Below are 15,648 nucleotides of genomic sequence, written 5' to 3' on the forward strand. Positions count from 1 at the left end.
GCCCGCACCCGCTCGCGTCGAGTGGTGGGGCGTGTGCCCCACCACTCACGGCGTGCCGGTCAGGACGAGACCCTGCCGGCCTGGTCGGCGAGCATGCGCAGCCCGGTGACGATGCCGCGGCAGAGATCGCCTTCCTTGAACGAGGCCACCATGCTCATCACGGCGAGCTTGAGCGCGCGCTGCGAGAGTCGGCTGGTGGCGATCTCCCCGGTGACGATCTCCACGACGCGTTCACCCGGAGAGATCGCGATCAGTACCGACACGTGCTCGCGCTCACCGATCCGGTCGAACAACCGCTCGGCGCCCGCGCGGCTGTCCTCACCGAGCTCGCCGAGATAGACACTGAAGTCCAGGCCGGTGTCGCGGCTCGACAGCGTCAGCGCCTCGTCGATACGGGCAAGCTGCCACGGCTTGAATGGGCCGGATGGAGCAGTCTGCTGGTACTCCCTGGCGACAGAGACGCGTCCACTCGCCGTAACGACCGAACCTTCCTGCAGCTCGGTCTCACTGACGGTTTCCGCCGGGCGGGCCAGTTCACCAAGTGCCACGGGCACCTCCCCGTACGCGTGCGGTTTCCTGCCGTGCGGGTCCGCGGGACTCGGCGCCGTACTCGGCGGACGCGCCGACCCCTTCGGGGTTGGCGCTCCACCACACCGGCGGGTACTCCCATTCCTGACCAGGTCGGTAGCGCGCCGTGGACGCGAGTTTGGACCGCAGGGCGGCCAGGCTGATCAGCCCGTAGATGGCCCCGGGAATAACGATTAGGTACAACACTGTCTCGAGCACACTCACGGTGTGAGCGTATCCGATGAGGCGCTCGTCGCGGCCACGCCGTCCCCGCGTCCAGCCGGTCATCGCACGACAAACACCGTCCGCCGAGTGTCGCGGGACCGTCTCCGACGATGAGCCCAAGAGCGTAGCGCGAACGTTGGCAACTGAGCGTGGATAACCCCGCACTCGTCGCTAGCACCTTGTTCACCACACGCATCCCTCGTAACTTTTCACCTGTACGGGGGTTGCACTACGCAACCTGATCGTCGACATGTACACGCCGCAACCAGAAGGACACGCTCATGCTCAGCACGCCTCTCGCCCCTGAGACCACCGACGTCACTCGCGGCACCCGCGTCACCGCCGGTACCCGCGTCACTCGCGGCACCCGCGTCACCGCCGGAACCCGCGTCACCGCCGGTACCCGTGTCACCGCCGGAACCCGCGTGACCGCCGGCACTCGGGTCACTCGCGGCACTCGCGTCACCGCCGGTACCCGCGTGACTCGCGGCACTCGCGTCACCGCCGGAACCCGCGTCACTCGCGGCACTCGCGTCACCGCCGGAACCCGCGTCACCGCCGGCACTCGGGTCACTCGCGGCACCCGTGTCACCTGCGGTACCCGCGTGACTCGTGGCACTCGCGTCACGGCCGGAACCCGCGTCACCGCCGCCTGAGCGTCGCGACTCCGGCATCCGGCAGGCCGCTGCTGCCGGGCAGCAGCGCGACAAACACATCAGCACACCAAGCTGCGCACCTGAGCGACCCGCGTGAGCCTGGACGCGGGCGTAGGAGTGCGCGCCGGGTAACGCGTGTGCGCTAGGCCGATTACGCGGCGGGCGCTCCCAGATAGGGACGCCAGTCGGCGTCCCGGTCGTTGATCTGTGTCAGCAGCCGCCAGTACGGACCGCGCGGGGCCTCCGGAACCGTACGCAACGTCCACCCCAGCTCGGCGAGCAGCCGATCGGCCTTGCGGTGATTGCACTTCGAGCAGCAGGCCACGCAGTTCTGCCAGGTGTGCGCTCCTCCCCTGCTGCGAGGGACCACGTGGTCGACCGTTGTTGCCTTGCTGCCGCAGTAGGCACAGCGACACCGGTCGCGATGCATGATTCCCGCACGCGTCAGCGGCACCTGGGCACGGTACGGTACCCGTACGTAGTTGCCGAGCCTGATGACGGAGGGGACGGGAATCGCCGTACGTGCGGAGTGCAGCACGAACCCCGAGGGGTCGTTGTGCACGATCTCCGCCTTGCCACACACGACCAGCACGATGGCGCGTTTGAGAGGCAGCGCCGTCAGCGGTTCGAAAGTGGCGTTGAGCAGGAGAACCCTACTGCGCGCCCAACCAGGGGGTGAACCGTCGGACTCCCGGGATCGCGCATGCTTGTGCCCGCCCGACCTGCGTCCGCCCCGGCGAGCCTCCTGCGCACCCCGGGGCGTCGTGCCGCGCTCGCGTACCGATACGTCCCCGTTCCTGTGTGAAACGGGGTCGGTTATCGGGACCGGTTCTCGCTCCCGCACTCGACCACCTCCATCGGTGCAGTCTTAGTCGACCACACCTTGCCCCTCAATAGCACGTCGATTGAGGGTCGTGTCACGCGCATACTCATTAGCGACCACGTTATCCGACGACGATCAAGGACGCACCGATCGTGAACGCATTTCTGAGCCAACCCGAGTGCGCGAAGGAGACCGGTACGTGGTGCGCGAATGTCTACCGGCTGACCGGGAACGACTGGATCGCGGCCTCGGCGGACTGGCTGGTGGCCAAGCCGCTGAAGATACTGGTCGTCCTCGCCGCCGCGCTCGTGCTCCGGTACCTGCTGCACAAGCTGATCAACAGGGTCACCCGGCTTCCCCGGGAGAACAACGGCAAGACACCGGCGCTGCTGCGTCCGCTGCGGGAACGCGCTCCCGGGGTAGCGGGCACCACGCTCATCGAACGCAGGCAGCAACGTGCCAAGACCCTCGGCTCGGTCCTGAGGTCGATCACCAGCTTCGTGATCTTCGGGATCGCCGGGCTGCAGATCCTGGCCGAACTGGGCATCAACCTCGGCCCCCTGCTGGCCTCGGCCGGTGTCGCAGGTGTCGCGCTCGGCTTCGGCGCACAGAACCTCGTACAGGACTTCCTGTCCGGCCTCTTCATGATGGTCGAGGACCAGTACGGGGTGGGCGACTATGTCGACGGGGGTGAGGCCGAAGGCACGGTGGAGGCCGTCGGTATGCGCGTCACCACCCTCCGCGACATCAACGGCACCGTCTGGTACGTCCGCAACGGCCAGATCATGCGGATCGGCAACTACAGCCAGAGCTTCGCCGTTGCCGTCGTGGACGTGCCCATCGCCTACAACTCCGACGTCGAGCGCGCCAGTGAGCTGCTCGGCACCGTCGCCGCGCAGGTGACAAGCGAGGATCCGGTCCGCAGCGAGGTGATGGAACCACCCGAGGTGCTCGGGGTGACCGCCATGACACCGGAGAACATCCAGCTGAGACTCACCGTGAAGGTGAAGCCGGGAAGCCAGTGGATGGTCCAGCGGGCACTGGCCGGCAAGATCAGCACAGCACTCACCGAGGCCGGCTTCGAGCGCCCACTCCCCCGGCTGTTCGGGCACCAGTAGTGGGGCGCCGGTAGACAGCGCCGTGCCCACCCCGCATGGCAGGCACCGCCCACCGGGCACCCCTCCGCCCCGCCGGGTCGCACGTGGCGGCGGCGATACGTCAGGATGGACACGTGAGTACAGCACAGCCGGAGCAGCAGACCCCGCAGACCCTCTACGAGGCGATCGGTGGGGAGCCGACCTTCCGCAGGATCGTCTCCCGCTTCTACCAGGAGGTAGCCGCCGACGAGGTGCTCCGCCCCATCTACCCCGAAGAGGATCTCGGCCCTGCCGAGGAGCGCCTGCGCCTGTTCCTCATGCAGTACTGGGGAGGACCGCAGACCTACTCGGAGCAGCGAGGCCACCCCAGGCTCCGGATGCGGCACGCGCCGTTCTCCATCGGACCGATCGAGCGGGACGCGTGGCTGCGGTGCATGCGTATCGCCGTCGACGAGGAAGGCATCGCCGAGCCGTATCGCCAACGGCTGTGGGACTACCTGGAAATGGCCGCCCACAGCATGATGAACAGCTGGGTGTGACAGACCTGGCCCGTACTACCCCACCCGTGCGGCGGGATGGCAGGATGGTTTCTCATGCGACGAGGGGTGAGAAGCGATTCGCCTGGCGTGGTGGAGGCGACCCGGGAGTCACGCCAGGAGGCGTCCACGGAGACCGACCGGCAGGCTGCCTGGTGGCAGGACGCCGTCGTGTACGTGGTCTACGTTCGATCTTTCGCCGACTCCGACGGTGACGGGATCGGCGACCTGGACGGCGTCCGTTCGCGCCTGGGCTACCTTGAACTGCTCGGGGTGGACGCACTGTGGTTGACGCCGTTCTACGTCTCACCGATGGCCGACGGCGGTTACGACGTGGCCGACCCCCGCGCGGTCGATCCCGTCTTCGGAGACCTCGACACCTTCGACGCGCTCGTGCGCGACGCCCATGCCCACGGCATGCGGGTGATCATCGATCTGGTGCCCAACCACACCAGCGACCAACACGAGTGGTTCGTGCAAGCGTGCGCGGCCGGGGCAGCCGGCCCGGAACGGGACCGCTACATCTTCCGGTCCGGCAGCGGCCCGGACGGGCAACAGCCGCCGAACAACTGGGTCAGCGCGTTCGGCGGGCCCGCATGGAGCAAGATCAGCGACGGCTCGGCCGGTGAAGCCTCCCAGTGGTACCTCCACCTGTTCTCACCCGAACAGCCGGACCTGAACTGGAACAACAGCGAGGTTCGTGAGGACTTCGCACGCACCATGCGCTTCTGGCTCGACCGTGGCGTGGACGGCTTCCGCATCGACGTCGCGCACGGCATGGCCAAGCCGGCCGCTCTCGAGAACATGGACCCGCGGGCGGCTGAGTCGGCCGATACCAGCGCCTACTTCGACCCGCGCTTCGACAACGACGGGGTGCACGACATCCACCGCCACATCCGGGCCGTACTCGACGACTACCCGGGCCGGATGGCGATCGGTGAGGTCTGGACGTTCGACGAGGACCGGTTCTCCCGGTACCTCGCTCCCGACGAGCTCCAGCAAGCGTTCAACTTCCTGCTTTCGCAGGCCCCGTTCGACTCCGACGCGATCCAGGAGGCGATCTACCGGACCCTCGACGCCGCGGGCCGCGCGGGCAGGTTGCCGGCATGGACACTGGCCAGTCACGACCTGTCCCGCCAGGTCACCCGGTACGGCGGCGGTGCGGCCGGGGATCGCCGGGCGCGGGCGATGGCACTGGTCCAGCTCGCCTTACCCGGTGCGGTGTACCTGTACAACGGCGAAGAGCTCGGCTTGCCGGACGTGGATCTCCCTCCGGGGGTGCTCGCCGACCCGATGACGCGTACCCGCACCGACGCGCGGGGGCGGGACCGCGCGCGGGTTCCGATTCCGTGGGAGGGCACGGAACCGCCGTACGAGTTCTCCGCAGCTGAACAGGCCTGGCTGCCGATGCCTGCTGACTGGTCCGACCGCACCGTCGCGGCCCAGCTGGAGGACCCGGACTCCGTCCTGTCGCTGTACCGCTCGGCGATCGAGCTGCGGCGCACCGTGCTCGACTCCACCGACGGCACGCTCGAATGGTCGACAGCTCCCGCAGGGTGCCTCGCGTTCCGCAGGAGCGGCGGCCTGGTGTGCGTGCTGAATGCCAGCGGCGCACCGGTGCCCCTTCCCGAAGGGGAGGTGCTGCTGGCCAGTGCCGCGGTCACCGACGGCACGCTGCCGACCGACGCCGCGGCGTGGATCCGGTAAGGCCCGGCTACGCCCCCGACGACCGGCTCGGGACTACGCTCAGAACAGCAGGGGAAGCAGGCTACGGCGCTGGCGCAGCACGGCGCCGTAGCGGGCGTCCAGACGCAGCCACCCGCTGTTGGCGCTGACCCGAACGCGATCGTCCTCGGAACCGGTGAAGCCCATGCCTGCCAGCGCGAACAGGCACCGCAGCGAGATCTTGAGCTCGGTGTTCTCGTCGCTGACGGTGAGTACCTCCTGATCGAGCAGCGACGTGGGCGGCGTGCCCTTCGGGCCGAGGTTCTCCCGGGCCACGCCGAGACCGCGCTCGGTGACGCCGGTGACGACGTGCACCGGCAGTTCCTCCACGAACCGGAACTCCGCCCCGCCGGGGAGCTCGGAGCGCCACATCAGGTCCTGGGGGCGGCCAGGGTTCATCAGCTCGCCACCGGCCACCGACAGTGCCGCGAGCAGCTCGTTACCGGAGACCGTGAGGTCGCGCGGATCGACCTCACCCACGACGCTGCGGGTGGCGAGCACGTCGAACGGCGTCTTCGCCCACGCGTCGACGACGCCGTCGCCACGCGCGCGCAGGCGCACGACGGCCTGCCCGTCGAGGCGGACGAGCCGCGCGACGAACGTGCCCAGGCTCTCCCGCTCAGCGACGTCGGGAACTTGTAACTTCGTCACGTCAACAACCGTACGCGTGGGCGTGTTGGGCAATCGGGCACCCCGTGTCGGGTCGTTGGGCACCATGCCTCCCCAACACGGGGTGCCTCACTGCCCGACACGGGGTGCCGAACGACCCGACACGGTGGGCTATCCGGCCATGCTGCGCATCTGGCGCGCGGCGACCGACAACGTGGCCAGGTCGAGCCTGCCGGAGCGGTTGATCTCGTCGAGCGCCACACGTGCCCGGGACAGCCGGGACGCGTTCACCGTCTCCCACTGCTCGATCTTGTCGTCCACAGGGTCGCCCGGGTTGCTGCTGCGCAGCGCGTCCAGGGTGATGGCCCGCAGCGAGAAGTAGATGTCGTCACGCAGCGCCAACCGGGCGAGCGCATGCCACCGGTTGCCCCGCTCCAGCTGGCTCACCGAGGTCAGCAGCGAGTCGACGTTGAGATGGTGGGACAGCGCGTAGTAGAGCTCGGCGGTCTCCTCCGGACCCTGTCCCCCGCTGATGTCGATGTCCTGCTCGGCGAGCTCGGCCACCTCGGTGATGTCGAGCAGGCCGTAGGCATGCAGCAGCAGCGACACCCGGTCGGCGACGTCGCCGGGGACACCCCACTCGTCCAGCTGCTCGCGCTCGGTCCGCAACGACTCCGCATGACTACCCCGCAGGAAGCCGGGCACCTTGGGGGCCAGCCGCGCGACCGTTCCGGCGAAACGGTTGATCTCGGAACCGACCGCGAGCGGTTGCGGGCGGTTGGTCAACCACCATCTGGAGGCTCGATCGAGCAGCCGTCGAGTCTCCAGCACGAGCCTGTCCGTCACGTCACAGGCCACCACGTTGTTCAGCTCGTCGATCCGCTGCCACAGCTGCGGCAGCTCGTACACGGCGGTCACCACGGCGAAGGTACGTACGGCATCGGTCGCGCTCGCGTGTGTCTCCTCGTTCAACCGGAACGCGTAGCTCAACCCCGCGCCGTCGACGACCTCGTTGACGATCAGGGTGGTCACGATGTCCCTGTCGAGCGGGTGCGTGTAGATCGCGTCGCCGAAGCGGGCGCGGAGCTCCTCCGGGAAGTAGCCGGGCAGCCTGCGCGCGAACACCTCCTGGTCCGGAAGCTCACTGGCCAGCAGCTCGTCTTCGAGGTTGAGCTTGACGTGCGCGAGCAGGCTCGCCAGCTCCGGCGAGGTCAGTCCCCACCCGGCCTTGTCCAGCTCCTTGAACTCCTCGTTGCTCGGCAGGGCCTCGAGTTCCCTGTCCAGCCCCGCGTGTGACTCGAGGTAGCTGACCTGCCGCTGGTGCACCGAGACCATGGGCGCGGCGTGCTGCCTGCTGATCCCCAGCACCTTGTTCTGCCGGTAGTTGTTGGCCAGCACCAGGTCCGTGACATCGTCGGTCATCGACTCCAGCAACGCGTCACGGTCCGCGCGCGCCAGCTGCCCCGATTCCATGAGCCGTTCCAGCAGGATCTTGAAGTTGACCTCGTGGTCGGAGCAGTCCACGCCGCCCGAGTTGTCCACCGCATCGGTATTGATCTTGCCGCCGGCCCGGGCGAACTCGATCCGGCCACGCTGGGTCAACCCGAGGTTGCCGCCCTCGCCGACCACCCGCACGCGCAGCTCGCCGCCGTCCACGCGCACGGCGTCGTTGGTCTTGTCATCGGCATCCGCGTGGGACTCGTGGGAGGACTTCACGTAGGTGCCGATGCCGCCGTTCCACAGCAGGTCGACAGGGGCGAGCAGGACGGCCCTGATCAGCTCGGTCGGCGCCAGCCGCCGCACGTCGTCGTCGAGGCCGAGTGCCGCGCGCATCTGCGGGGTGACCTCGATCGACTTCGCGCTACGGCTGAACACCCCACCCCCCTCGCTGATCAACGAGCGGTCGTAGTCGTCCCAGGTGGAACGTGGCGTGTCGAACAACCGCCTGCGCTCGGCGAACGAGGTCGCCGGGTCCGGGTCGGGGTCGACGAAGACGTGCATGTGGTTGAACGCGGCCACCAGCCGGATGTGTTCGGACAGCAACATGCCGTTGCCGAAGACGTCACCTCCCATGTCGCCGATCCCGACGACGGTGAAGTCGTCCGACTGGGTGTTCACGCCGAGCTCGCGGAAGTGCCGTTTCACCGACTCCCACGCCCCCTTGGCGGTGATTCCCATGGCCTTGTGGTCGTAACCGGCCGAGCCGCCCGACGCGAAGGCATCACCCAGCCAGAAGCCGTACTCGGCGGAGACCTCGTTGGCGATGTCGGAGAAGGTCGCCGTGCCCTTGTCGGCGGCGACCACGAGGTAGTTGTCGTCGCCGTCGTAGCGCACGACTCCCGAGGGCGGGACGGTCCGTCCCTCCTCGAGGTTGTCGGTAAGGTCCAACAGGCCGGAGATGAACATGCGGTAGCACGCCACCCCTTCGGCCTGGTACGCCTCGCGGTCGCTCGCCCGGTCCCCGCTCGAGGCGGGAGGGCGCTTGACGATGAAGCCGCCCTTGGCGCCGACCGGCACGATCACGGCGTTCTTGACCGCCTGGGCCTTGGCGAGTCCCAGGACCTCGGTGCGGAAGTCCTCCCTGCGGTCCGACCAGCGCAACCCGCCGCGCGCGACCGGCCCGAACCTCAGATGCACACCTTCCACCCGGGGTGAGTACACGTAGATCTCGAACCGCGGCCGCGGCTCCGGCAGGTCGGGAATCGTCTGGGGATCGAGCTTGAACGACACGTACGACCGGGGTGAGCCGTCGGTCTCCGTAACGAAGTAGTTCGTGCGCAACGTCGCGGTGATCACCGTGAGGAGACGGCGCAGGATGCGGTCCTCGTCCAGGCTGGACACGGCATCGATGCGGCCGGCGATCTCGGCACGACGGGCCTCGACGGTCACGGTACGCCGTTCGTCGTCGACGCCGAGGGCGAACTTGGCCTCGAACAGGTTCACCAGCTCCGTGGCGATCGCGCTGTTGGCCAGCAACGCGTCCTCGATGTAGGCCTGCGAGTAGGGCGTACCAGCCTGCCGCAGGTACCGCGAGTAGGCACGCAGCACGGCAACCTGCCGCCAGGTCAACCCGGACCGCAGGACCAGCCCGTTGAACCCGTCCACCTCGGACCGCCCGTGCCACATGGCGGCGAAGGCGTCCTGGAACCGCTCCCGCAGACCGCCCAGCCCGGGCTCGGCCAGTACCGCGTCGAACACGTCCCGATCGATCCGCAGACCGAAGTCGTAGATCCAGAACCGGCTCCCCTCGTCGCCGTGGATCTCGTAGGGCCGCTGGTCGACGACCTCCACGCCCATCCGCTGCAACATCGGGAGCAGGCTGGACAGCGTCACGCCTTCATCCAGCAGGTAGATCTTGAACCGGCTCTCCCCGCGGGCGGCTCCGTGCGGAACGTAGAAGCACATCGTGACGTCGTGCTCGGCGGACAGGCTCTCCAGCGTACGGAGGTCGGCCAGGCCGTCGGCCGCGTCGAAGTCCTCCTTGTACGCTTCGGGGAACCGGGCGGCGAAACGCTGCCCGAGCTCGCTGGCCGTCTCCTCGCCGTGTGGCTGGCCGTGGTAACCCTGATCACGCCGCTCCTGCAGGATCGCCTCGACCAGCCGGTCCTCCCAGCTGCGTACCGCCTCGTTGAGCTGTTCCTGGATCCGCACGGAGTCCGGCTCGACATCTCCCGCGCTGTCGGTGTAGACGGTGAAGTGCACCTGCGCGAGCATCGCCTCGCCGAGCCGGGTGGCGAACTCCACCTTGGTGCCGCCCAGCTCCCGCCGCAACACGTCCTGCATGGCCTGGCGCGACCGCGTCGAGTAACGGTCCCGCGGCACGAACACCAGGCAGGAGTAGAAGCGGCCGTAGGGGTCCTTACGCAGGAACAGGCGCAGCCTGCGGCGATCCGCAAGCGTGATCGCGCCGGTGGCCATCGTGTACAGCGAGTCGATGTCGGTGGAGAACAGCTCGGCACGCGGCCATTCCTGCAGCACCTCGAGCATGCGCTGGCCCGAGTGCGACTCCAGCGGGAACCCGGCCCTGTGGATGACCTCCCGCACCATGCGCGCGATGACGGGGATATCCAGCACGTCGGCGTGCAGCGCGGAGGTGGTGAACATGCCGAGGAAGCGGTGTTCCCCGTTTACATTGCCATCGGAGTCGAAGGTCTTGACACCGATGTAGTACGGGTGCACAGGCCGGTGCACAGTGGACGGAGCACTTGCCGAGGTCAGCACGAGCAACGTGGGCGCGAGCGCGGTCTCGGCCATGTCCGGTCCCGCCGTGAGGCTGCGCGCGGCGATGCTGTCCTGGCGCAGGACGCCGAGTCCGCTGGCGAGCACGGCGCGCAACGCGGGCTCGCCCCGCGTCGAGCCGGGGTCCGCGACGACCTCGTACCGGCGGTACCCGAGGAAGGTGAAGTGGCCGTCGACCAGCCACCGGAGCAACTCCGAGCCGTCGGAGACCTCGGCCTCGGGCAGCGGCGGGGGGCTCGTCTCCAGCTCCTGGGCGAGGCCGTGAGCGGTCTCGGCCATGCGCTCGGTGTCCTCGACGACCTCGCGCACGTCGTTGATCACCGAGTCCAGGCGGCCTTCGAGTTCGCTCGCTCGCGATACGTCGCCGATACGGTCGAGCTCGATGCACATCCACGACTCGGCCTGGGTGCCCTCGGGCGGTGCGTCCGCGTCCGCGCGGGGCAGAACCTCGGTGAGCGTGCCGGTGACGTCGCGGGACACGACGACGATGGGGTGAACGATCCGTTGCACCTCCACCCCGGTGCGGGCGAGCTCGGCGGCGACCGAGTCGACCAGGTAGGGCATGTCGTCCGTGACGATCTGTACCACGGTGGCCTCGCTGGACCAGTCGCTCTCGTCCGGGTCCGGGTTGAGGATCTGGATCACCGGACGCCCCTGCACCCGCTGGTCGGCCAGCCGCAGGTGCGCGCGCACCGCCCCCACCAGATCAGCCGGTTCGTCCCCGCCGATGTCCTCGGCGGGGACGTGCCGGTAGTACAGCCGGAGGAGATCGGCGATGTCCGGTGCCAGCCCCGCTGCCGCTTCGATCAGGTCGTCGCGTTGCCGCTCCGGGTTGACCTCTCGCGTGGCGCCGTCGCCGGTCGACCGCGACCGGTCCGAAACTCCCGCCGTGCTCATACCAGGCAACTCCCCGCTTCCCTCGACACGGACGCGATGTGCGTCACATCCATGGTCACCTTAGCTGCCGGCGGGCACCACCGGGCATGCCGGTAACCGTGCCCCGGCACGCAGACTCCGCCTCGTGCGGCGTGTGACCAGGCGTCCGGACGAGCCACGTCGAGGGCAACACGGACGCCCGCGGGCGCTCACGCGTCGCCGCGGTGACGTCCCCCTGTCGATCTCGGTCCGAACGACCGACCGTTCGTCCCCCGCGTACGCTCGGAACCCTGCTCGGCGGCCCCGCGGAACGGCACCGCACGACCTTCCCGGCCGCCGTGCCCGTAGCCGGGCCCTTCGCTGCCAGCACCCCCTGAGCCGGCTCGCCAGCTGCTGAAGACCTCCAGCAAGCTGTCCATCCCGTCGAAGTTCTGCTGATCCTGCTCGGCAGGGTCGTCGGCCGCCGCGCCGCCTGCGGCGGTGTGCCGCGGGGCCGGGTCCGAGCCGAATGACGCGAGACCGGCATCGCCTACCTGGTCGTACGGGGTTGCCGTGTCGCCGTGCCTGCTTGTCCCGTCGATCGGCTCCTGTTGCTTACCAGGGGGCTCCAGACCTTCCGGCACGCGCAATCTCGGGAACGCGAAGGGAGACTCGCCCGAACCCGTGGAACCGTCCGCCGTACCGCCCTGACCGGGCGGTCCAGCGGTCGCGTACCCGGGGCCGCGATCACGCGGGGACCCCGACTCACCTTCGGTGTCGGCTGCCCGGTCGTCGGCCCTGCGCCTTCCGCCGCTTCCCCCGCTGCCCACGTGCACGCCGAGCCGCGCCAGTACGTCCCGTGCCGTCGCGGAACTGTCGCTGTGCTGGCGTTCCTGATCGCCGGAGCCCACCGACGCCGCGGGAACATCCGTCTCGGGCGCACCACCAGGGGGTGCCGCGTGGGTCGGCTGCGCGGGGCCCTGCGGCTCACGCCCCTGCCTGTACGGCGGTACAGGGTGCTGGCCGCCCGTTTGTTGAGACCCCGCGTGCTGGCCCCCCGCGTGCTGCCCCCCAGCGTGCTGGGGCCCAGCTTGTCGGGCTGCCGCGTGTTGGGCTGCCGCGTCCTGCCATCGCGGACCGTGAGTACCGCCCGGCTGCGTGTACGCCGCTGCCTGCCCGCCTTGCCCGGCCTGGGCGGCCGGCGTTGCCTGCCCGGGTTGCTGCCGGTCCTGCCCGGGCTGAGCGGCGCGGGCAGCGGCGAAACCGGCGGCGCTGCGCGTCTGGGCCGGGAACGGGGTGGCCTGCGCCTGCTGCGCCTGCTGCGCCTGCTGCGCCTGCTGCGCCTGCTGCGCCTGCTGCGCCTGCCGGTCCGGCTGGGCCTGCTGGGTGGCCGCCCTGCGTCCCGGGGTGAGATGTTGGGGATGTGCCGAGCTCAGCAGGCTCTCGATATCCACCGTCGTATGCTCGCCCCTGCCGAACTCCCCGGTCAGCAACGCGGAAGCCTGCTTGCGCGCGCGGATGTAGGAGTGCTCGGCGATGCGGGCCTCCTGCAGGCAGTGCACCGCCTCGCTCGGCCGGTCGAGTTGCTGCTCGATATGGGCAAGTTCGTGCAACAACCGGGCGACGACGGCGTGCAGATCGTGCCGCCTCGCGTAGTACAACGCCTCCCGAACCAACGCGGCCGCGGCTTCGGCGGAACCGGACGGCAGGTGGATGCGGGTCGCCACGGCCAGCCGCAGCCACGCCATCGGCGAGATGGCCGCTGCCCGTGGCGGCTCACGCAGCACGGGCTCGGCCAGAGCCGCCGCGTCGTCACGTGCGCCGGAGTCCAGCAACGCGCAGGTCAGTTCCAGGGTCAGCCGCACACCGAGCTGCCCCCCGTCGGCGGAGGAGTCGCTGAGCCCGTCGATGGTGTCGAGTCCGCGGCGCGCGAAGTCCACCGACGCCGAGATGTCGCCGTGGCGGCGCAGGTGCGCCGCGGTCCGCCCACAGATCGCCGCGTGCAGGGTCAGCCGACCGTCCTCGTCGAGGGAGGCGTCGTTGTCGACCAGCTCCCCGGCCTCGTTGAGCGCGCGATCCAGCGCACCACGGCGCCCCAACGCGCTGAGGCAGCCCACGAGCTGTATCAGCGCGACAGCCCTGTCCGCCGGTGCCGTATCCCGCGTGGTGAGCACGGGCCGCAACGCGGCGAAACCGGTCAGCGGCACGCCGATGCTGCGCGAGCACAGCGCGAGGTCGGTACGCAGCAGCGCGATCAGGTCACGGTGCCCGCCTGCCTCGGCTGCGCGTAGCGCAGCCATCGCACGGTCGACGACGCTGGCGCGGTGACCGAGACGGACGCGCGCGAAGACAGCAAGCGCCTCGGCGTGTATCCACAGGCGCTCCATGTCGGCCGACTCGGCCAGGGATGCGGCCCGCTCGCCGCACACCATCGCGAGCTCGGGTGCGCGCAGGCGAAGCCGCGTTCCCTGGTCGAGGAGCGCCTCGACGGGACCGGCTTCCGGATCCGATTGCGAGGTCGGGTCGGCAGGTCGACTGCCGGCCCTGTGCTTGCTGGCTGCCACGCGCCCTCCGCTCGGTCGTTGCCCGCGTCAATCCCTGGTCAATTTCCGATGCGTCACCCGGTGCGGCCGGGCGGCGTCGACCCCGAGCCGTTCGACCTTGTTCTTCTCGTATCCCTCGAAGTTGCCTTCGAACCAGAACCACTTGCCCGGGTTCTCCTCGGTGCCTTCCCACGCAAGGATGTGGGTCGCCACCCTGTCAAGGAACCACCTGTCGTGCGAGATGACCACAGCACAGCCGGGGAACTGTTCCAGCGCGTTCTCCAGCGAGCCAAGGGTCTCCACATCGAGATCGTTGGTCGGCTCGTCGAGCAAGATCAGGTTACCGCCCTGCTTCAACGTCATCGCAAGGTTGAGCCGGTTACGCTCACCGCCGGAGAGCACCCCGGCCGGTTTCTGCTGGTCGGGACCCTTGAAACCGAACGCGCTCACGTAAGCCCTCGAGGGCATCTCCACCTGGCCGACGTGAATGTAGTCGAGCCTGTCGGAGACGACCTCCCACACGGTCTTGTCCGGATCGATCCCGGCGCGAGCCTGGTCAACATAGGACAGTTTGACGGTGTCGCCGACGTTGACGGAACCCGAGTCCGGCTCTTCCAGGCCGACGATGGTCTTGAACAGGGTCGTCTTACCGACACCGTTCGGGCCGATCACGCCGACGATGCCGTTGCGGGGCAGTTTGAACGACAGGCCGTCGATCAGCGTGGTGTCGCCGAATCCCTTCTTGAGGTCGTCCACGTCGACGACCACGTTGCCCAGGCGCGGCCCCGGCGGGATCTGGATCTCCTCGAAGTCGAGCTTGCGCGTCTTCTCGTACTCGGCGGCCATCTCCTCGTAGCGCTCCAGCCGCGCGCGGGACTTGCTCTGCCGCGCCTTGGCGTTGGACTGCACCCACTCGAGCTCGTTCTTCAGCCGCCTCGCGAGCTTCGCGTCCTTCTTGCCCTGGACGTCCAGACGCTCCCGCTTCTTCTCCAGGTAGGTGGAGTAGTTTCCCTCGTAGCCGATCACGTTGCCGCGGTCGAGCTCCATGATCCAGCCCGCGACGTTGTCCAGGAAGTACCTGTCGTGGGTGACCGCGAGTACCGCTCCCGGGTAGTTCGCCAGGAACTGCTCGAGCCACAGCACGCTCTCCGCGTCGAGATGGTTGGTCGGCTCGTCGAGCAGCAGCAGATCGGGCCTGGACAGCAGCAACTTGCACAGTGCGACCCGGCGACGCTCCCCACCGGAGAGGTGGTTGACGGGCTCCTCGCCCGGAGGGCAGCGCAGGGCGTCCATCGCCTGCTCCAGCTGGGAGTCCAGCTCCCAGGCGTCGGCGTGGTCCAGCTCCTCCTGGAGCTTGCCCATCTCGGTCATGAGCTCGTCGGTGTAGTCGGTCGCCAGCTGTTCGGCGATCTCGTTGAACCGGTCGAGCTTGACCTTGATCTCGCCGAGGCCTTCCTCGACGTTCTCGCGCACGGTCTTGGCCTCGTTCAGCGGTGGCTCCTGCTGCAGGATCCCGACCGACGCCCCCGGCTGGATGAACGCTTCCCCGTTGCTGGGCTTGTCGAGCCCTGCCATGATCTTGAGAACGGTGGACTTGCCTGCTCCGTTCGGCCCGACGACGCCGATCTTGGCGCCCGGGTAGAACGCGGTGCTGACGTCGTCGAGGATGACCTTGTCCCCGACGGTCTTACGCACCTTTTTCATGGTGTAGATGAACTCGGCCATGCCCGCGATCGTAGAGCCGTCGCCTCAGCGACCTGACGGCGGTGTGCC

The 15,648-nt window shown here is 68.9% G+C and carries 10 protein-coding genes; 3 read left to right on the forward strand and 7 right to left on the reverse strand.

Features of this window, described 5'->3' with window-relative positions:
- Positions 1 to 59: 59 nt before the first annotated feature.
- The 3 genes from H0B56_RS12760 to H0B56_RS23485 all read right to left on the reverse strand — a co-directional run bounded on the left by H0B56_RS12760 (position 60) and on the right by H0B56_RS23485 (position 2,292).
- Positions 60 to 548 (reverse strand): DUF5130 family protein, encoded by a 489-nt coding sequence (locus H0B56_RS12760; RefSeq protein ID WP_180893241.1) that lies wholly within the window; start codon positions 546 to 548, stop codon positions 60 to 62.
- Complete coding sequence (ctaJ, locus tag H0B56_RS12765) at positions 535 to 792, reverse strand: aa3-type cytochrome oxidase subunit CtaJ (RefSeq protein WP_180893242.1); 258 nt, start codon at positions 790 to 792, stop codon at positions 535 to 537. The genes H0B56_RS12760 and ctaJ overlap by 14 nt, the downstream gene beginning before the upstream one ends.
- Before the next feature lie 807 nt (positions 793 to 1,599).
- A complete protein-coding gene (locus tag H0B56_RS23485) occupies positions 1,600 to 2,292 on the reverse strand; it encodes an HNH endonuclease (protein WP_343063874.1) in 693 nt (230 codons plus the stop codon).
- Positions 2,293 to 2,423: 131 nt separating this feature from the next.
- Here H0B56_RS23485 and H0B56_RS12775 point away from each other — a divergent pair, with 131 nt between their 5' ends.
- The 3 genes from H0B56_RS12775 to H0B56_RS12785 all read left to right on the forward strand — a co-directional run bounded on the left by H0B56_RS12775 (position 2,424) and on the right by H0B56_RS12785 (position 5,611).
- Positions 2,424 to 3,389 (forward strand): mechanosensitive ion channel domain-containing protein, encoded by a 966-nt coding sequence (locus H0B56_RS12775; RefSeq protein WP_180893243.1) that lies wholly within the window; start codon positions 2,424 to 2,426, stop codon positions 3,387 to 3,389.
- 113 nt (positions 3,390 to 3,502) lie between these two features.
- Positions 3,503 to 3,907, forward strand: a complete 405-nt coding sequence (locus H0B56_RS12780; protein WP_343063875.1) for a globin — start codon at positions 3,503 to 3,505, stop codon at positions 3,905 to 3,907.
- Between the two features lie 90 nt (positions 3,908 to 3,997).
- The gene (locus H0B56_RS12785; protein ID WP_343063896.1) at positions 3,998 to 5,611 is read left to right on the forward strand and encodes an alpha-amylase family glycosyl hydrolase; all 1,614 of its coding nucleotides are present in this window, start codon (positions 3,998 to 4,000) and stop codon (positions 5,609 to 5,611) included.
- Positions 5,612 to 5,650: 39 nt separating this feature from the next.
- Here the strand turns inward: H0B56_RS12785 and H0B56_RS12790 are convergent, their stop codons facing one another.
- From H0B56_RS12790 to ettA, 4 genes are all read right to left on the reverse strand, one after another.
- Positions 5,651 to 6,280 (reverse strand): DUF8010 domain-containing protein, encoded by a 630-nt coding sequence (locus H0B56_RS12790; RefSeq protein WP_180893246.1) that lies wholly within the window; start codon positions 6,278 to 6,280, stop codon positions 5,651 to 5,653.
- Between the two features lie 129 nt (positions 6,281 to 6,409).
- Positions 6,410 to 11,374, reverse strand: coding sequence for an NAD-glutamate dehydrogenase (locus tag H0B56_RS12795; RefSeq protein WP_180893247.1), 4,965 nt, complete (start codon positions 11,372 to 11,374; stop codon positions 6,410 to 6,412).
- A 188-nt stretch (positions 11,375 to 11,562) separates the two neighbouring features.
- Positions 11,563 to 13,896: a tetratricopeptide repeat protein gene (locus tag H0B56_RS12800; protein ID WP_180893248.1), complete on the reverse strand. Its 2,334-nt coding sequence runs from the start codon at positions 13,894 to 13,896 to the stop codon at positions 11,563 to 11,565.
- Between the two features lie 27 nt (positions 13,897 to 13,923).
- Positions 13,924 to 15,600 (reverse strand): energy-dependent translational throttle protein EttA, encoded by a 1,677-nt coding sequence (gene ettA / locus H0B56_RS12805; protein WP_180893249.1) that lies wholly within the window; start codon positions 15,598 to 15,600, stop codon positions 13,924 to 13,926.
- Positions 15,601 to 15,648: the final 48 nt, after the last annotated feature.

The sequence above is a fragment of the Haloechinothrix aidingensis genome, from assembly GCF_013450155.1.
Classification (GTDB): Bacteria; Actinomycetota; Actinomycetes; order Mycobacteriales; family Pseudonocardiaceae; genus Haloechinothrix; species Haloechinothrix aidingensis.